Origin of the sequence: Mycobacterium neglectum, assembly GCF_002591975.1 — a bacterium.
In the GTDB taxonomy this organism is placed as follows: domain Bacteria; phylum Actinomycetota; class Actinomycetes; order Mycobacteriales; family Mycobacteriaceae; genus Mycobacterium; species Mycobacterium neglectum.
In genome coordinates this window covers 14689-32029 of record NZ_NVQE01000021.1, presented here as the reverse complement: position 1 = coordinate 32029, position 17341 = coordinate 14689, and the positions used below count along the sequence as shown (strand labels likewise).

Below are 17341 nucleotides of genomic sequence, written 5' to 3'. Positions count from 1 at the left end.
ACTCTCCCCTACTTCGTGTGGGCCCAAAATCTCAGGCGGCGGTGCGCACCACGTCGGTGAGGTTCTCGGCACGCAGCTGCGCCAGATGCACCGTGGGCGCACCCAGATGGCCGGCCAGCTGCTCCGCCAAACCCAGTCGCACATAAGAAGTCTCGCAGTCCACCACCACGGCGGCCGCGCCCTCCGCCACCAGCCGGGCCGCCGCCTCCCGAGCGCGCCCCAACGGGTCCGGCCCGCCGGTGGCGCGACCGTCGGTGAGCACCACCACCAGACTGCGTCGTGCCCGGTCCCGCGCCTTCTCCCGGATTACCACGTCCCGCGCGGCCAGCAGGCCTTGGGCCAGCGGAGTTTTGCCTCCCGTGTCGAAGCGGGCCAGCCGGCGACTCGCGATGTACACCGACGACGTCGGCGGCAGCAACAACCTGGCTTCGGCCTGGCGGAACGTGATCACCGCGACCTTGTCGCGCCGCTGGTACGCGTCGCGCAACAACGACAACGCAGCCCCACCTACAGCCGACATCCGGTCGCGTGCGGCCATCGACCCCGACGCGTCGACCACGAAGATCACCAGATTGCCTTCGCGGCCTTCGCGAACGGCGTGGCGCACATCGTCGGGTGTGGGCCGCGGTCGACCCGGCACCCGCTGGTTTCCGACGGCAGCCAGCAGGGTCCCGAATACGTGTAGCCCATGGCCCTCGGTTGCGAGCGTGGTCGACGAGACGACGGTCCCGGTCCGGTTGCGCGCGCGGGATCTGCGTCCCGGCGCTCCCTCTCCAACGCCGGGAACTACGAGTGCACGGGTCTGGAACACCGCCGACGGCGGCGCGCTGGGCCGTGTAGCTGAGCTCGAATTCCGCTGCGGCACAGGATGGTCAGACACCTCATTCGACGGTGATTCACCGCCGCCAGGCGGGTCCGGGTCGGGATCGGACTCCTGATCGGCGGACTCCCCCGCCTGCTGCATCGCATCGTCGAGCTGTCCGGGATCAATGCCGGGATCATCGAACGGGTCGCGGCGACGCCGGTGCGGCAACGCCAGCTCGGCCGCCACCCGGACGTCTTCCTCGGCGACCGTGTCGGCCCCGCGCCACGCGGCGTGGGCCACCGCTGTCCGGGCGATCACCAGATCGGCACGCATTCCGTCGACGTCGAAGGACGCGCAGAGGGCGGCGATACGCCGTAACTCGCTGTCGGGCAAGCTCACCGAGCTCACCCGGTCGCGCGCGGCGGCAATGCGGCCGACCAGTTCGGCGTCGTCATCGGCGTAGCGTTCGGCGAATCCGGCCGGGTCGGCTTCGAACGCCATGCGCTGCCGGACGACCTCCACGCGTATGTCGACATCGCGCGAGGCGTGCACGTCAACGGTCAACCCGAACCGGTCGAGCAACTGTGGACGCAGTTCGCCCTCTTCGGGATTCATCGTGCCAACGAGCATGAAACGCGCATCGTGGCTGTGCGAAATGCCGTCTCGCTCCACGTGCACCCGACCCATCGCGGCGGCATCGAGAAGCACGTCGACCAAGTGGTCGTGCAGCAGGTTGACCTCGTCGACATAAAGCACGCCGCCGTGCGCGCGGGCCAGCAGGCCCGGCGAGAACGCGTGATCGCCGTCACGCAGCACCTTCTGCAGATCCAGTGAACCGACGACGCGGTCCTCGGTCGCACCGATCGGCAACTCGACCAGCGCGGCGCCGTCCACCGCGGCCAGCACCTTGGCGAGGCCCCGCACAGCAGTCGACTTCGCCGTGCCCTTCTCGCCGCGGATCAGCACGCCACCGATCTCGGGACGCACCGCGCACAGCAGCAGCGCCAGGCGCAGGCGCTCGTGGCCGACGATCGCGCAGAAGGGGTACGTCGTCATGATTTGATCATCGGGACGTGCGGAATGCCGTCGTCGAGAAACTCCGCCCCGTCACGGACGAACCCGTGGTGGGCGTACATCTCCTCGAGATAGGTCTGTGCATTGATATGGCACGGATAGTCACCGACCTCGGCGAGTGCGGCCTGCAACAGCCGAGAGGTGTGCCCCTGGCCGCGTGCTGCGCGTTTGGTGCAGACCCGGCCGATGCGAAAGCCCTTGTGGCCACCCGGATGTTCTTCCATCAGCCGCAGAGTGCAGATGACTTCACCGTCGGGTCCCTCGAGCCAGAAATGACGGGTTTCGGTGAGCAGATCCCGTCCGTCCAGTTCGGGGTATGGAGTGGCCTGCTCGACGACGAAAACCTCGACGCGCAGTTTGAGCAGTTCGTAAAGCGTGGCGGCGTCGAGGTCCTTGGCCCAACTTCGGCGTAGCGCAACCGTCATCGGGCGCTCACCGGCCCGGCGGGGCTCTTAGTTACCTGCGGGTCAGACACCCGAAAGATCATCCTCCGTGGTCGGTTTCTTTCGACTTGGCGAATTTCAGGTTATCCCGCCGTCATCTGCCCACGTCGGCCCAGGTAGTCCGAGAGCCGCGACTAAGGTGGCTGTGTGACCGAGTGGGAGCCAGATGTGCTGGCCGGTTACCGGCAGCAGACGGTTGAATTGGGACCTGATCCCGACGGGGAAGGGCAGCTCGTCGCCACGCTGGTGCGCCGCGGCGAGGCCGACCCGTCGGCTACCCACGCGGTGCTGGCAGTACACGGTTTCACCGACTACTTCTTCCATACTGAACTCGCCGATCACTTCGCCAGCCGCGGCTACGCGTTCTACGCGCTCGATCTACACAAATGCGGACGATCGTGGCGAGAAGGGCAGACTCCGCACTTCACCACCGACCTGGCCCGATACGACCGTGAGCTGATCCGCGCGCTGGACCTCATCAACGCCGAATCGTCTGCCGACGTGCTCGTGTACGGGCACTCGGCCGGCGGTCTCATCGTGTCCCTGTGGCTGGACCGGCTGCGGGGCCTCGGTCTGACGGGGCGCAAACGGGTCAGCGGCCTGCTGCTCAACAGTCCCTGGCTCGATCTGCAGGGCCCGGCGTTCCTGCGCGCCGCGCCGACCGGCGCGGCGATCGCGGCGCTGTCGCGGATGCGCAAGTTGACCGTGGTGCGCCCGCCGGTGGCCGAGGGCGGTTATGGCTCGACGCTGCATCGCGACTACGCGGGCGAATTCGACTACGACCTCAGGTGGAAGCCGATCGGCGGATTTCCCGTCACGTTCGGCTGGATCCACGCGATCCGCCGCGGACACGCCAAACTTCACCGTGGGCTCGACGTCGGGGTGCCCAACCTGATCCTGCGCTCCGATCGCAGCGTGCGCGAGGTAGCAGACCCCGACATCATCCAACGCGGGGATGCGGTGCTGGATGTCAACCAGATCGCCCGTTGGGCCGGATGCATCGGCAACAGGACCACCGTCGTACCGGTCACCGACGCCAAGCACGACGTGTTCCTGTCGGTTCCGGAAGCGCGCCAGGCGGCCTACGCTGAATTGGACCGCTGGCTGGACAGCAACGTCGCCAACGGCAGCGTCGAAACCGCCGACTCGACAACACAACCCGAACGAGGAGCGGCGAGATGAATCACTTCGATATCGCGATCATCGGTACCGGCTCGGGCAATTCCATCATCGATGAGCGCTACGCAGACAAACGGGTGGCGATCTGCGAACAAGGGGTGTTCGGCGGCACCTGCCTCAATGTCGGCTGCATACCCACGAAGATGTTCGTCTACGCGGCCGAAGTCGCCCAAAGTGCCAGGGAATCAGCGCAATACGGCGTGGACGCACACATCGACGGTGTGCGGTGGCCGGATGTCGTGTCGCGGGTGTTCGGCCGAATCGACCCGATCGCAATGGGAGGCGAGAATTACCGACGCGCGTCGCCGAACGTCCAGGTGTTCTCGAGCCACACGCGGTTCGCGCCGACGAAATCCGATGGCAGGTATGCGTTGCGGACAGACGACGGCGATGAGTTCACCGCTGACCAGGTGGTGATCGCCGCGGGCTCGCGGGCTGTGGTGCCCGACGCCGTCACCGCGTGCGGGGTGCCGTATCACACGAGCGACACCATCATGCGCATCGCCGACGTGCCGGAGCGCTTGATCATCGTCGGGGGCGGCTTCATTGCGTGCGAGTTCGCACACGTCTTCTCGGCACTCGGCAGCCACGTGACGCTGATGATCAGGGGCAGCACCCTACTTCGCGGTCACGACGACGACATCTCGATGCGTTTCACCGACATCGCGTCCAAGAAGTGGGAGATCCGTAACCATCACGAGCTGGCCGACGCGCGGCAGGTCGGCGACTGCGTCGAGATCACCTGCCAGGACGGCTCGAAGGTGCGCGGCGACATGCTGCTGGTCGCCACCGGCCGCGTGGCCAACGGTGATCTGCTCGACGCAGAGAACGCAGGCGTGAAGGTGAACGCAAACGGTCAGGTGGTGGTCGACGAGTTTCAGCGCACGACCGCACGCGGCATCTTCGCGTTGGGTGACGTGTCGTCGGATTTTCAGCTCAAGCATGTGGCCAACCACGAGGCCCGCCGGGTGAAGCACAACCTCCTGCAGGATTGGGACGACACCGACGCACTCGTGCCGTCCGACCATCGGCATGTGCCGTCGGCGGTCTTCACCGACCCGCAGATCGCGAGCATCGGACTCACCGAGAACGAAGCGCGCGCAAAGAATCTCAACATCAGGGTCAAGATCCAGGACTTCGGCGACGTCGCGTACGGCTGGGCGATGGAGGACACGACGGGCATCGCGAAGATCATCGTCGACGACGACAGCGGCCTGATTCTCGGCGCGCACATCATGGGACACCAGGCGTCGTCACTGATTCAGCCGCTGATTCAGGCGATGGCGTTCGACCTACCGGCACAGGACATGGCGCGCGGCCAATACTGGATCCACCCCGCGTTGCCCGAGGTCATCGAGAACGCGCTGTTGGCGCTCTGCGGCGAACCGGCCTGGCCCCCCTCCAAAAGGCATTGACCGCCCCGGTCGTTACCGGCTCGGTGGTCGAATCGGTGCCGCTGGGCCGGCACATGCAACGGGTGATCATCCATGCGCCCGGTCTGGATCACCTCCAGCTGCCCCGGATCGGAGACGCCGCGCTCGGAATCTATTTCGGCTCACCCGACGATCCCGCCCCAACGGCGCGGACTTACACCGTGCGCGAACATGATTCGACGACAGCGCGAATCACCGTCGACGTCGTCCTGCATGGCGACGCGGCCGGGACACGGTGGGCAACCGGCGCTGCGCCTGGCGACGGCGTGGAGCTCGCCCACGCCAAGTCCTGGTTTCGGCCGCCGCCCCATGCCGACCGTCACGTCCTGGTCGCCGATCTCGCGGGCCTGCCTGCGATTTCGCGGCTGATCGAAAACAGTGCGCACGGTGACACCACCGCGATCGTGGAAGTGCGCCACGAAGACGATCTCGATTACCTGCCGAAGCAGCGCGACCTACGGCTCATCCCCTCGATCGGAACCGGAAACGGTGTTACCGACAGTGTTCTGCCGCAATTGGTCGCGCAGCACTGTTCGTCCACCGACGATGGCTATTGTTGGTTTGCCGGTGAAGCCTCCGGGGCGCGCACGGTTCGCAAGTTCCTTCGCCGCGAGCAGGGTTGGACGACAGATCAAACCGATGTCATCGGCTATTGGCGACGCGATGCCGATAAGTGGTCGGATCGCTTCGTGCCCCACGGCCCGCGGATGTACGCGATCTACCAGAAGGCCATCGCAGAGGGCAAGAGTGAGAAGGTCGCACTCGAGGAGTTCGACGATGCGCTAGAGCGTCTGGGGCTGTGAGCAGAAACCCAGCGCGTGACCCCAGCCGCAATCGGTGTCACCGACCCCGCACCGAAAAGCCCCACGGCAACTCGAGGCGGTGTGCGGCCAGCAATTCCGAGTCGGACAGAATGTCGGTGATCGGGCCGTCGGCGACGATGACACCGCCGTCCATGACCACTGCGCGATCGCACAGCTGCGCCGCGTACGGGAGATCATGGGTGACGATCAACATGGTCGCGTCGAGTCCCGCCAGCGTTTCGGCGAGTTCGCGGCGTGCGACGGGGTCCAGGTTGGCCGACGGCTCGTCGAGCACCAGGATGTCGGGCTGGCAGGCAAGCACGGTTGCCAGTGCGGCCCTTCGCCGTTGACCCGCGGACAGGTGGGTGGGACTGCGCTCGGCGTCGTCGGTCAGCGACACCACCGCAAGTGCGTTCGCCACGCGGGCGGCGAGCTCCTCACCGCGCAGCCCGAAATTCGCAGGCCCGAACGCGACGTCCTGAGCGACGGTGGGCATGAACAGCTGATCGTCGGGGTCCTGGAACACCAGCCCGACGCGCCTGCGGATGTCGTGAAGACTCTTTCGGTCCAGCGGAATTCCGCTGATCTGTATCGAACCGGTGGTCGCCGTCAGGACACCGTTGAGGTGCAGCATCAAGGTGGTCTTGCCCGCCCCGTTAGGTCCGAGTACCGCGACCCGCTCACCCGCTGCCACCTCGAGGTCGATCCCGTCGAGCGCCACATGCCCGTCCGGGTACACGTGCCGTAGCCGATCGATACGGATCGCGGTCACAGCGTCACCCACGCCGCCACCGACACCGCGACCGCTGCAGCGGCTGGCAGCATCGCCACCACCCACTGGGTCGTGGCGGCCCTCGGCGGGGCCCCGATCACCGCGAGATCCGGAGCCCTGCCGTCGAATCCGCGCGACAACATCGCCGCATACACCCGTTCGCCACGCTCGTAGGAGCGCAGGAACAACGCGCCGATGCCGGTCGCGATCGCGCGGGCCTGATGCAGGGCCCGCGGTGAGTCACCTCGTGCGATCCTGGCCATTCGCATGCGGCTCACCTCGGCCGCCAGCAGGTCGATATAGCGGATCATCAGTACGAGGACCGACGTCACCACGGCGGGCACAGCGAGCCGGCTCAGCGCCGCGGGAAGCTCGGTCGCGGATGTGGTGGCGGCGAGTGTCAGCGCGGCAGCGACACCGAGCGTGCCCTTGATGACGATGCCCCAGGCCGCCCACAGCCCGGTCACCGAAAGCTGTAGTCCCGCGACGTCGATGCGCTGCCCACCCTCGGCGAACGGCAGCAGGACAGCGAGTATCAGAAAGGGCGCCTCGATCAGCATGCGAGGTAAAACCCACCGCAGGGGGATCCGTGCTAGCCGCCATGTCACGAGGACGATCGCAGCGTAGATCGCGAACGGCCAGAACATCTCTCGCGGGGTCGCGACCACCGCGAGGACGAACACCAAAAGACAGACGATCTTGACCTCGGCGGGCGTCCGATGTACGGCCGACTCGTCGTGACGGTAGAGCGGATGCGCGCCCGCGCCCATGCGTCAGGTCTGCTTGTCGTCCGCGGATCGCCGGCTTCTGGCGATCAGCCAGAACGCCGCGCCCGCCACGGCGACGGTCACAAGGACACCGACGATGCCCGCGATCCCGCCGGTGCCGTCCTGCCCGCCGACCGCGTAGTCGGCCAGCGGCGACGTGGACATGGCGTGCTCTGAGGCGTGTTGTGCGATGCAGTCGCCGGTGAGCTGTTCACCGTCAGCGGTTTCGATGACCTGGCACCCCTGCAGCGTCGCGGAGTCCAGCCCATCTGGGCTGGCGCTGGCGAAGTAGGAGACGAACCCGGCGATCAGCAGGGTGGCGGCGGCGAACGCAATCCAGAACGACCATCGCTTCACGCCGGCACCTCCACCCGGGCGCCGCGCATCAGATAGACCAGGTCGGGTCGCGATCGTGCCACCGCCATCACCGTGACGGCAGTGATCAACCCCTCCCCGATGCCGATCAGCACGTGGGTGCCGAACATGTAGCCCGCCACCGTTGGAAGCGATGTGACGCCGGCGCCGCCGATGGCGTATTCGACGACAAATGCCATTGCCGCACAAACCGTTCCGATCAGCGCGGCGATGAACGAGATGACACCGAGTGCGGGCACCGGCAGGACGGGCGTGCGACGCCGAGCAATCGCGTAGAGGGCGACAGCTGTGGCGTACCCCGCAGCGACGCCGACGACGGCCATGTTGGTGATGTTGGTGCCCAACGCGGTGATCCCGCCGTCGGCGAACAACAGCGACTGCACGATCAGCACGATCGCGATGCACAGCGCGCCGGTGTACGGGCCGACGAGGATCGCCGCGAGTGCGCCGCCGAGCAAGTGGCCGCTGACCCCCGGCAGGATCGGGAAGTTGACCATCTGAACCGCGAAGATGAACGCCGCAACGAGGCCGGCGAGCGGCACCGCGCGTTCGTCAAGCTCGCTCCGCGCTTTCACCGCGCACAGCCCGATGGCAGCGACGGCGATGAGACCGAAGATCACCGAGGTCGGCGCATTGACGATGCCGTCGCTCATATGCATGGCGACCGAGTTCACAACCACAAGGCGAGCCTAGAACCCACACCGAACACCTGTCTAGCTGAACATGTGTTCATGTGTGAACGCCAGGCGCCCTAACGCTTGGTGGCGGTGATCAAGAGATACTCGGCCTCCCATGTCGCGCACTGCTCGCCTCCCTGGTTCCAGCTGGTGAGGAACTCCGACAGCCTTCCTCAGCTCATCGAGCTTTACGGGCGGATTCGCTCGTTCGCCGGGTCGTACAGCGGTCGCAGTGACGCCGAAATCGGGTACAACCGGCCGCCGACGTTGACCTGGTAGCTCCCGCCCTTCACCCAATCGGCGTCGACGACACCGCCGTCGGATCTACGCACGTAGGCCAACCCGACGCACGCACCGGTCGTCTCACCCCACGCCGCCGACGTGACCTGCCCCGCCACGACGCCATCGCGCCGTATCAATTCGCCGCCCCACAGCATCGCGTCGGCATCGTCGACCTTGAATCCGACCAGCCTGCGGCGTGGCCCCTCGGCCTTGGCGTTCTCGACGGCTTCGCGACCCAAGAACGCGATGTCGGTCTTGAGCTTGCACGCGAACAGCAGACCGGCCTCAACGGGATTCTCGCTGGGAGTCAGTTCCCGGCCGAATGCGCGGTAACCCTTCTCCAGTCGCAACGACTCGATGGCGTAGTAGCCGCCGCGACCGATACCGAACTGTGCGCCCGCCGACATCAGGTCCTGATAGACCCCGACCGCGAATTCAGCGGGAACATAGAGTTCCCAACCCAATTCGCCGACGTAGGTGATGCGCGTGGCGCGCACCGTGGCATATCCGAGCGGGATCTGCCGACTGGCGCCGAACTCGAAGGCCTCATCGGAGAGATCGGCAGAGGACAGGCTGGCGAGCAGATTTCGGGAGTTGGGGCCCATCACACCGAATACGGCATACGCCGACGTCACGTCGACCAGTGCGGCGTCGGCGTCCGGCGGCAGATTCGCGCGGATGTGGTCTTTGTCGCGTTCGGTCGTTGCGGCGCTGCTGACGATCAGGAACTCCTCGGCGCCGGTGCGGGTGACCGTCACGTCCGACTCGTAGGTGCCCCGTTGGTTGAGCATGCCCGTGTATACCGAACGGCCGACCGGCACACCGACGTCGGCGGTGCACAGCCACTGCAGCGCCGACTCTGCGTCCGCGCCGGCCAGGATGTACTTCGAGAACGACGTCTGGTCGAAGACCGTGACGTTGTTCCGCGTGTTGGACTGTTCGGCCGCCGACCACGGCAGCCAATTCGGCTTACCCCAGGTGTATTCGATGGTCGGCGCGAGACCGGCGGGGGCGAAGAAGTTGGCGCGCTCCCACCCCATCCTGCTACCGAAGTTGGCGTTCGCAGCCTCGATCAGGTGGTGCACCGGCGAGCGTCGGAAAGGTCGCGCAGTCGTCATCTCCCTGTTCGGCCACGGAATCTCGTAGTGCAACCCGAGGACTTCCGCGACGCGGTCGTGCAGCCACCTGGTGTTGCCGTTGAACGGAGCGAACCGCCGGATATCAACCCCCGTCAGATCGCCGGTGGGCGCGCCGTTGACGATCCACTCCGCGAGCGCACGGCCGGCGCCACCCGCGGTGGCGATGCCGACAGAGTTGAAACCCGCTCCGACGTAGAAGTTCTCCATCTCGGGCGCCTCGCCGAGGATGAACTGGTTGTCGGGCGTGAAGCTCTCTGGACCGTTGTAGAACTTCTTGATACCCGTCACCTCGAGCGCGGGAATCCGCAGTAGCGCACTGTTCATCAGTACTTCGAAGTGCTCCCAGTCCTCGTCCAGGAGCTGGAACTCGAACGGGTGCGGGATCTGATCCGGTGAGACCCATGGCTTCGCCTCCGGCTCGAAGCCTCCGATCACCAACCCCCCGACCTCTTCTTTGAAATATGTGTAGCCGTCGGGATCACGCAGGATCGGCAGGTCCGGATGCACACCTTCGATGCCGTCGGAGACGACGTAGAAGTGCTCGGCCGAGTGCAGCGGAACGTTGACGCCGGCCATCGCACCGATCTGTTTCGCCCACTGGCCGGCACAGTTGACGACGATCTCGGCCTCGATGTCGCCGGCATCCGTGCGCACGCCCGTTACCCGGCCGTCGGCACTGAGTACGTCACGCACCCTGGTCTTCTCATGGATCCGCGCACCGCGCATCCGCGCACCCTTGGCCAACGCGAAGGTCAGGTCGGTCGGGTTGGCCTTTCCGTCACCCGGCAACCAGATCGCACCGACGAGGTCGTCGACGCGCATCACCGGAAAGTGCTCGAGTGCCTCTTCGGGGCTCAGCAGTTCGCACTCCATGTTGAAGGCCTCGGCGCTGGCGGCGGTACGGCGCAGCTGGATCATCCGGTCCTCGGTACGCGCGACCGTCACTCCCCCGCACTGCTTGTAACCTGCCGACAGCCCAGTCTCGCTTTCGAGCTCTGCATAGAGCTGAGTCGAGTACTGCACCAGTCGCGTTGCGCTCTCCGAAGCACGCAGCTGCCCCACCAACCCGGCGGCGTGCCACGTCGTGCCGCTCGACAATTGCCCCTGCTCGAGCAGCACGACATCGGTGAAGCCGAGTTTGGTCAGATGGTAGGCAACGCTCGTGCCGATGACACCGCCACCGATGACGACGACATGCGCGCGGCTACCAAGCTCGCCCGCCATCAGTCGACAGCCTGCACGTCGTCGAGCAGCCGAGCCAGGTTCGGTCCCTTGAACTCGGCCACCGCACCCTCATACCGTTCCATCGCCCATCCCCAGAAGTCGAAATCGATTGCGCTCGAACCATTCTGTATACAGCCCCATAGTGTCCAGCCGTACTTGCCGACGATGCCCTGCAGCTGCGCCCGCGCGGTCTTGTTGCGCAGACGCCGTCCGTAGTACGCGGCGACGAACTCGTCGAGTTGGTCGGTGGACAGCTCGCACTCGGCCCACGTGTTCCCCAGCTCGAAACAAGGATCGTTGTTGCCGGAGTATTCGTAGTCGATCAGCCAGATCCGTTCGCCGTCCTCGATGAAGTTGCCGGCCAGCAGATCGTTGTTGCACGGCACGGTGCCCTCATCGGTCTTCGTCAGCACGCTGGCGATCGCGTCGAAGGTGTCGGCATGATCGTGATAACCGTCGGGGATCCGAAACCCCTTGTCCAAAACCGTCTTCAGATACGCCCGCTGGCGCTCGAACATGTCGAAATGACCTGCGAACCGAGGTCCGTCGTGCAGTTTCCGCACCGCGGCTGCCGCCTTGGCGATCACACCCGGCCGTTGAAAGTCGTCGTTGGACAGGGTCTTTCCCTCGAGATATCCCAGTAGCAGAATGCCGAGGTCCGGACGATAGTCGATCACGGGCGCGCCGACGCCTGCCTGCTCGGCAGCCCTGGTGTTGTGACACTCGCGGTCGCGGTCGATGCCCAACATCTTCGACGACGTGTCGGTGCACCGCGCCACGTATATCGCGTCGGGTGTGGTGATCTTGACGTTACGGTTCGTCAGCCCCCCGGACAGGTCTTCGAGGCGCCGGGGCAGTCCGGCCAACGTCGGAATCTTGTCGAACATCTCGTTGAGTTGTTCGTCGGTCAGCGTCAGCGGCATGCGTTGCTCTTCAGCCGTGCCGGGCGCCGATCCAGTGCAGTAGGTCGTGCACGGTCTCGTCTTCGAGGCGGTAGCTGACGGCGCGGCCGACCCGGGTGGAGCTCACCCAACCCTGCTGGCGTAGCACCCGCAGAGCCTGCGACACCGCATTCTCCGACCGCCCCAGCACCGAGGCCAGGTCGCCGACGTTGATCCCGGGTGCACGGTGCAGCACGAGCAGAATCTCCAGGCGGTGAGCATCCGACAGCAGGTCGAATCGCTGCGCCCAGCCACCGGTGTCGACATCGGCCAGCGCCGACGATGCCCGCCGCACCACCGCGCCGACTTCCGCTTGGCCACCTGCCATCCGTCAAATCTAACCCCACGGGCATCCGGAATGGTCGCGATGACGTCTGTGTTTGCGCTGCCACCGACTTCGCCTCAATCCAGGAATCCGTGCAGCAGGGTGGCCGAGCCCTCGACGTGGGCGAGCATCGCTGAGGCAGCACCGTGACCATCACCGGCCAGAATCGCCATCACAATCGCCTCGTGCTGTTCGTCGGAGTGTGCGATGTTGCGCGCCAGCAGCGGAATCTGGTCGAGCAGCCCATTGAGGCGCATCCTGTTCTCGGCCACCAACGGCACCAGCGACGGCGATCCCGCCGCCTCGGCGATCGCCAGGTGCAGCCTCGAATCCAGCCGCCGATAGTCGTCGGGAGCGGCACCTCGGACGTCGGCCAGCCGCGCCCACAGTTCTTCCCGCTCGGACGCGGTCAGGGTCCGGTTGGCGGCCAGCCGCGCGGCGCCGACCTCGAGAATCTCCCGCAGCCGCAACGCGTCGTCGAGGTCCGCGCGGGTCACCGCATCCGTGTCCTGCGTGTGCCGCGGTAATTCGTCGGCCAGGAACGTGCCGCCGTAACGGCCCCGCCGCGAGACCAGGTATCCGGCGTCGGCCAGCGACTTGATCGCCTCCCGCACGGTGTCGCGGCTGACGCCCAGTCGCGACGCCAGCTCCCGCTCCGGCGGCAGCGACTCGCCGGGAGCGAGCACGCCGAGGCGGATGGTCTGCAGAAGCCGTCCGACCGTGTCCTCGAAGGCGTTTCCGGGCCGCACCGGGCGCAGCAGAGCCTCGCTCGCCAGTGGTACGTCCGGATCGGCAGTCATGATTTCAGGGCCTCTAGAGGGGGGTCACATACGCCGAGCTGATGCCGCCGTCGACCAGGAAGGACGACCCCGTGATGAATGAGGCGTCGTCGCTGGCCAGGAATGCCACGGCGGCGGCCAATTCCTCCGGTTCGGCGAACCGCCCCACCGGTATATGAACCAGGCGACGGGCTGCGCGCTCGGGGTCCTTGGCGAACAGTTCCTGCAGCAGCGGTGTGTTCACCGGTCCCGGGCACAACGCGTTGACGCGAATTCCTTGACGCGCGTACTGCACGCCCAGCTCCCGCGACATCGCGAGCACCCCACCTTTGGACGCGGTGTATGAGATCTGCGACGTCGCCGACCCCATCACCGCGACGAAGGACGCGGTGTTGATGATCGAGCCCTTCTGCTGCGGAACCATATGGCGCAGGGCGGCTTTGGAACAGAAGAACACCGACTTCAGGTTGATGTCCTGCACCCGTTGCCATGCGTCGATGCCGGTGTTCTCGATGAGATCGTCCTCCGGCGGGCTGATGCCGGCGTTGTTGAAGGCGATGTCCACCGATCCGTGTGTCTCGGCCGCGGTGTCGAACAGGGCGTCCACGGCGGCCTGGTCTGAGACATCCACCGGGACAAAGGTTCCGTTGAGATCGTCTGCGACGGACTTTCCGGTGGTCGGATCGATGTCACCGATGACTATCGTGGCGCCTTCGGCGCGCATCCGCTTGGCGCTCGCCAGTCCGATCCCGCTGGCGCCGCCGGTGATCACGGCGACCTTGCCCGCGAGTCGTTGGGTCAGGTCCATCAGGCATCTCCGATCGCATAGAAAACGTTCTTGGTTTCAGTGAATGACAGCGGCGCATCCGGCCCGAGTTCACGGCCCAGCCCTGACTGTTTGAACCCGCCGAAGGGAGTGTTGTACCGCACCGACGAATGCGAATTGACTGACAAATTACCGGCTTCCACCGCCCGCGACACACGCATCGCCCGCGACAGATTGTCTGTCCAGATCGATCCGGACAGGCCGTACGGGGTGTCGTTGGCCAACGCGATGGCGTCGGCCTCGTCGTCGAACGGAAGCACCGCCACCACCGGGCCGAAGATCTCCTCGCGCACGGTGCGATCCGAGCGGTCCGGGGTCAGCACGGTCGGCGGGAACCAGTAGCCGGGCCCCGACGGCGCATCACCGCGGAAGGCGACCGGTGCGTCGTCGGGCACATAGGACACGACGGTGTCCCAATGCGACTTCGACACCAGAGGACCCATCTCGGTATCCTTGGCTGCCGGGTCGCCGACCGTCACGCCCTTTACAGCGGGTTCGAGCAATTCCATGAAACGGTCGTAGACGTTGCGCTGCACTAGGATTCGGCTGCGGGCACAGCAGTCCTGACCGGCGTTGTCGAAGACTCCGTACGGCGCGGTGGCCGCGGCCTTCTCGAGATCGCAGTCGTCGAACACGATGTTGGCGCTCTTACCGCCCAGCTCGAGGGTGACCCTCTTGACCTGAGCTGCCGCGCCCGCCATCACGTGCGTGCCGATCTCGGTGGACCCGGTGAACACAAGCTTGCGCACGTCGGGGTGGGTGACGAATCGTTCGCCGACCACTGAGCCCTTGCCCGGCAGTACTTGGAACAGATCCGCTGGTAGGCCCGCCTCGACCGCGAGTTCGCCGATACGGATCGTGGTCAGCGGCGTCCATTCCGCCGGTTTCACCAGCACCGCGTTCCCCGCGGCCAGGGCAGGTGCGAAGCCCCACACCGCGATCGGCATCGGAAAGTTCCACGGCGTAATGACACCGATCACGCCCAACGGCTCGTTGAACGTGACGTCAAGACCACCGGCCACCGGGATCTGCTTGCCCGACAGCCGCTCCGGTGTGGCGGAATAGTACTGCAGGACATCGCGAACATGACCGGCCTCCCACGTCGCGTTACCGATCGGATGTCCGGAGTTGGCGACCTCCAGCGCGGCCAGCTCGTCGACGTGCCCGTCGACCGCGGCGGCGAAGGACCGTAGCGCCGCGGCACGATCGCCCGGCGCCAACCGAGCCCAATCATGTTGTGCCGCCTTGGCGCGCGCCACCGCGTCGTCGACGCCATCGACACTGGTCTGCTCGACGGTGCGCAGCAGTTCCTCGGTAGCGGGATTGATCAACTCACTAATCGTCACGCGGTCACCTTTTCTCTTGAATACACCGCGGCCGCTTCCACCAACGCGGCGAACAAGCGCAAATCGTCAAGCGTTTCCTCGGGATGCCACTGGACGGCCAGGAGGAAGCGGTCACCACTGAACTCGACCGCTTCGATGACGCCGTCGGCGTCGCGGGCGCTGACGATCAGGCCCTCGCCGAGGCGATCGATGGCCTGGTGGTGATAGCACTGCGCGTCGGATGACTCACCGATCAGTGCCGCCAGCCGCGTTCCGGGAGCGGTACGTATCGACGATGTCGAGAAGATCGCGTTGCCCTTCTGGTGCGCAGAATGACCGACGACGTCGGGCAGATGCTGGTGCAGAGTGCCGCCCAGTGCGACATTGAGCACCTGCGCACCGCGGCAGATCCCCAGGACAGGCATGCCGCGCCGGATGGCGCCGGACAGCAGTTCGAATTCCCACGCATCGCGCATGCGGTTGTCGTCGTTGGCCTCATCGGTGGCGGGGTGCGGCGGCTGACCGTAGGTGGCCGGATCGATATCTCGACCGCCGGTGACGATCAGCCCGTCGATTCCGTCGAGCACCCGCTCGGCGATAGCCGCGTCCACCGGCTGCGGCGGCAGCAGCGCCGAGATCCCGCCAGCCAGCCCGACACCCTCGAAGTAGATGGCGGGCAGGAAGCTGGCGCGGACATCCCATACCCCCGTTTGCGACCGCTGCAAATACGTGGTCAATCCGACAAGTGGCCTAGAGCCGCTCAAAGCCCCGCACCTTTTCCCAGTCGGTCACCGCCGCGTCGTACGCGGTGAGCTCGATGCGCGCATTGTTGAGATAGTGCTCGACGACATCGTCGCCGAACGCCGCGCGAGCCACAGCCGATTCGCCGAACAGCGTTGCCGCCTCGCGCAGTGTGGTCGGAAGGCATTCGGCGCCACTGGTGTAGGCGTTGCCCTCCAACGCCTCCGGCAATTCCAACTCCTGCTCCATTCCGTGCAGGCCACCAGCGATCAGCGCCGATACCGCGAGATACTGGTTGACGTCGCCGCCGGGTGCGCGACATTCCACCCGCATGCCGTGACCGTGCCCAACCACGCGAAGGGCGCAGGTACGGTTGTCCATTCCCCATGCGATCGCGGTCGGCGCGAAGCTGCCAAGGGCGAACCGCTTGTAGGAGTTGATGTTCGGTGCGTAGAACAGCGTCAGCTCGCGAAGGGTGGCCAGCTGACCGGCAATGAAACTGCGGAACATCGGCGACATGCCGTCCGCTGCGTCCGAGTCGGCGAACACGGCACCGCCATCCTCACCTCGTAACGAAATGTGAATGTGGCAGCTGTTTCCTTCGCGCTCATCGAATTTCGCCATGAAGGTCAAGCTCTTGCCGTGCTGATCGGCAATCTCCTTGGCGCCGTTCTTGTAAATCGTGTGGTTGTCGCACGTGGTCCTGGCGTGGTCGTAGCGGAAGGCGATCTCCTGCTGGCCGAGGTTGCATTCGCCCTTGACACCTTCGCAGTACATGCCCGCGCCGGTCATGCCCAACCGAATGTCACGCAGCAACGGCTCCATTCGGGTCGAGGCGAGCATTGCGTAGTCGATGTTGTAGTCGGTGGCCGGCGTCAGGTGGCGGTACCCCTTGGCCCAGGCCTCGCGGTAGGTGTCGTCGAAAACCATGAACTCGAGTTCGGTACCGACGTAGGGCACGAGGCCGCGTTCGCTCAGTCGGTCGATCTGGCGGTTGAGGATACTGCGCGGCGCGACCGTCACCGGTTTGCCGTCCACCCGCTCCAGGTCACCCATCACCAACGCCGTACCCGGCACCCAGGGCAGGCGCCGCAGCGTCGAGAAGTCGGGCTTCATGACCATGTCGCCGTAGCCGGTCTCCCAACTCGACATCGCGTACCCGTCGACGGTGTTCATGTCCACGTCGACGGCCAGCAGGTAGTTGCAGCACTCCGCACCATGCTCAGCGGTGTCTTCGACGAACAATCGCGCCGACACCCGCTTGCCGGTGAGCCGCCCCTGCATATCGCAGAACGCCAGGATCACGGTGTCGATCTCGCCGGCGGCGACCAGTTGCTCGAGGTCGGCTTGCGACAACATGCCGGGTGTCTGGCCCATTGCGGGACCTTCCTCTAGAAAACCGATGATGACGGGCAGCCAACCATTGGAGTT

At 65.7% G+C, this 17341-nt stretch carries 17 protein-coding genes; 3 read left to right on the top strand and 14 right to left on the bottom strand.

Annotated elements, in window-relative coordinates; genetic code table 11:
* Positions 1 to 31: 31 nt before the first annotated feature.
* Together CSQ99_RS17360 and CSQ99_RS17355 are read right to left on the bottom strand one after the other, a co-directional pair.
* A complete protein-coding gene (locus tag CSQ99_RS17360; protein WP_099040247.1) occupies positions 32 to 1861 on the bottom strand; it encodes a magnesium chelatase subunit D family protein in 1830 nt (609 codons plus the stop codon).
* Positions 1858 to 2304, bottom strand: a complete 447-nt coding sequence (locus CSQ99_RS17355) for a GNAT family N-acetyltransferase (RefSeq protein WP_099040246.1) — start codon at positions 2302 to 2304, stop codon at positions 1858 to 1860. The genes CSQ99_RS17360 and CSQ99_RS17355 overlap by 4 nt, the downstream gene beginning before the upstream one ends.
* A gap of 165 nt (positions 2305 to 2469) precedes the next feature.
* On the opposite strand from CSQ99_RS17355, the gene CSQ99_RS17350 reads away from it, so the two are divergent.
* Genes CSQ99_RS17350 through CSQ99_RS17340 form a run of 3 tightly spaced genes read left to right on the top strand, consistent with a single transcriptional unit; the run spans position 2470 to position 5737 of the window.
* The gene (locus tag CSQ99_RS17350; protein WP_099040245.1) at positions 2470 to 3504 is read left to right on the top strand and encodes an alpha/beta hydrolase; all 1035 of its coding nucleotides are present in this window, start codon (positions 2470 to 2472) and stop codon (positions 3502 to 3504) included.
* Positions 3501 to 4916 (top strand): mycothione reductase, encoded by a 1416-nt coding sequence (gene mtr / locus CSQ99_RS17345; RefSeq protein WP_099040244.1) that lies wholly within the window; start codon positions 3501 to 3503, stop codon positions 4914 to 4916. The genes CSQ99_RS17350 and mtr overlap by 4 nt, the downstream gene beginning before the upstream one ends.
* Positions 4913 to 5737 (top strand): siderophore-interacting protein, encoded by an 825-nt coding sequence (locus CSQ99_RS17340; protein ID WP_141562692.1) that lies wholly within the window; start codon positions 4913 to 4915, stop codon positions 5735 to 5737. The genes mtr and CSQ99_RS17340 overlap by 4 nt, the downstream gene beginning before the upstream one ends.
* Before the next feature lie 37 nt (positions 5738 to 5774).
* Here CSQ99_RS17340 and CSQ99_RS17335 read toward each other — a convergent pair whose 3' ends face one another.
* The 12 genes from CSQ99_RS17335 to CSQ99_RS17280 all read right to left on the bottom strand — a co-directional run bounded on the left by CSQ99_RS17335 (position 5775) and on the right by CSQ99_RS17280 (position 17287).
* Entirely contained in the window at positions 5775 to 6521 is a 747-nt protein-coding gene (locus tag CSQ99_RS17335; protein WP_099040242.1) for an energy-coupling factor ABC transporter ATP-binding protein, read from the bottom strand.
* Positions 6506 to 7279, bottom strand: a complete 774-nt coding sequence (cbiQ, locus tag CSQ99_RS17330; protein ID WP_099040241.1) for a cobalt ECF transporter T component CbiQ — start codon at positions 7277 to 7279, stop codon at positions 6506 to 6508. The genes CSQ99_RS17335 and cbiQ overlap by 16 nt, the downstream gene beginning before the upstream one ends.
* 3 nt (positions 7280 to 7282) lie before the next feature.
* The gene (locus CSQ99_RS17325) at positions 7283 to 7633 is read right to left on the bottom strand and encodes a PDGLE domain-containing protein (RefSeq protein WP_099040240.1); all 351 of its coding nucleotides are present in this window, start codon (positions 7631 to 7633) and stop codon (positions 7283 to 7285) included.
* Entirely contained in the window at positions 7630 to 8331 is a 702-nt protein-coding gene (locus CSQ99_RS17320; protein WP_425437832.1) for an energy-coupling factor ABC transporter permease, read from the bottom strand. The genes CSQ99_RS17325 and CSQ99_RS17320 overlap by 4 nt, the downstream gene beginning before the upstream one ends.
* Positions 8332 to 8516: 185 nt before the next feature.
* Complete coding sequence (locus tag CSQ99_RS17315; RefSeq protein WP_099040239.1) at positions 8517 to 10973, bottom strand: GcvT family protein; 2457 nt, start codon at positions 10971 to 10973, stop codon at positions 8517 to 8519.
* The gene (locus CSQ99_RS17310; protein WP_099040238.1) at positions 10973 to 11896 is read right to left on the bottom strand and encodes a choline/ethanolamine kinase family protein; all 924 of its coding nucleotides are present in this window, start codon (positions 11894 to 11896) and stop codon (positions 10973 to 10975) included. The genes CSQ99_RS17315 and CSQ99_RS17310 overlap by 1 nt, the downstream gene beginning before the upstream one ends.
* Before the next feature lie 10 nt (positions 11897 to 11906).
* Positions 11907 to 12242, bottom strand: coding sequence for an ArsR/SmtB family transcription factor (locus tag CSQ99_RS17305; RefSeq protein ID WP_099040237.1), 336 nt, complete (start codon positions 12240 to 12242; stop codon positions 11907 to 11909).
* A gap of 74 nt (positions 12243 to 12316) precedes the next feature.
* Positions 12317 to 13039 carry a FadR/GntR family transcriptional regulator gene (locus CSQ99_RS17300; protein WP_099040236.1) on the bottom strand — a complete coding sequence of 241 codons (723 nt, stop codon included), beginning with the start codon at positions 13037 to 13039 and terminating at the stop codon, positions 12317 to 12319.
* Positions 13040 to 13052: 13 nt separating this feature from the next.
* Positions 13053 to 13829, bottom strand: a complete 777-nt coding sequence (locus CSQ99_RS17295) for a 3-oxoacyl-ACP reductase (RefSeq protein WP_176561070.1) — start codon at positions 13827 to 13829, stop codon at positions 13053 to 13055.
* Positions 13826 to 15190 carry an aldehyde dehydrogenase family protein gene (locus tag CSQ99_RS17290; protein ID WP_099040234.1) on the bottom strand — a complete coding sequence of 455 codons (1365 nt, stop codon included), beginning with the start codon at positions 15188 to 15190 and terminating at the stop codon, positions 13826 to 13828. Before CSQ99_RS17290 ends, CSQ99_RS17295 begins: the two co-directional genes overlap by 4 nt.
* On the bottom strand, positions 15187 to 15933 hold the full coding sequence (locus tag CSQ99_RS17285) for a gamma-glutamyl-gamma-aminobutyrate hydrolase family protein (protein WP_099040233.1): 747 nt from the start codon (positions 15931 to 15933) through the stop codon (positions 15187 to 15189). The genes CSQ99_RS17290 and CSQ99_RS17285 overlap by 4 nt, the downstream gene beginning before the upstream one ends.
* Positions 15920 to 17287 carry a glutamine synthetase family protein gene (locus tag CSQ99_RS17280; protein WP_099040232.1) on the bottom strand — a complete coding sequence of 456 codons (1368 nt, stop codon included), beginning with the start codon at positions 17285 to 17287 and terminating at the stop codon, positions 15920 to 15922. The genes CSQ99_RS17285 and CSQ99_RS17280 overlap by 14 nt, the downstream gene beginning before the upstream one ends.
* Positions 17288 to 17341: the final 54 nt, after the last annotated feature.

What these genes read in the sequence shown, in the direction of transcription:
- mtr (WP_099040244.1), top strand. Translation starts at nt 3,501, where the DNA reads ATGAATCACTTCGATATCGCGATCATCGGTACCGGCTCGGGCAATTCC.
- CSQ99_RS17300 (WP_099040236.1), bottom strand. Translation starts at nt 13,039, where the DNA reads ATGACTGCCGATCCGGACGTACCACTGGCGAGCGAGGCTCTGCTGCGC.
- cbiQ (WP_099040241.1), bottom strand. Translation starts at nt 7,279, where the DNA reads ATGGGCGCGGGCGCGCATCCGCTCTACCGTCACGACGAGTCGGCCGTA.
- CSQ99_RS17355 (WP_099040246.1), bottom strand. Translation starts at nt 2,304, where the DNA reads ATGACGGTTGCGCTACGCCGAAGTTGGGCCAAGGACCTCGACGCCGCC.
- CSQ99_RS17280 (WP_099040232.1), bottom strand. Translation starts at nt 17,287, where the DNA reads ATGGGCCAGACACCCGGCATGTTGTCGCAAGCCGACCTCGAGCAACTG.
- CSQ99_RS17360 (WP_099040247.1), bottom strand. Translation starts at nt 1,861, where the DNA reads ATGACGACGTACCCCTTCTGCGCGATCGTCGGCCACGAGCGCCTGCGC.
- CSQ99_RS17305 (WP_099040237.1), bottom strand. Translation starts at nt 12,242, where the DNA reads ATGGCAGGTGGCCAAGCGGAAGTCGGCGCGGTGGTGCGGCGGGCATCG.
- CSQ99_RS17310 (WP_099040238.1), bottom strand. Translation starts at nt 11,896, where the DNA reads ATGCCGCTGACGCTGACCGACGAACAACTCAACGAGATGTTCGACAAG.
- CSQ99_RS17315 (WP_099040239.1), bottom strand. Translation starts at nt 10,973, where the DNA reads ATGGCGGGCGAGCTTGGTAGCCGCGCGCATGTCGTCGTCATCGGTGGC.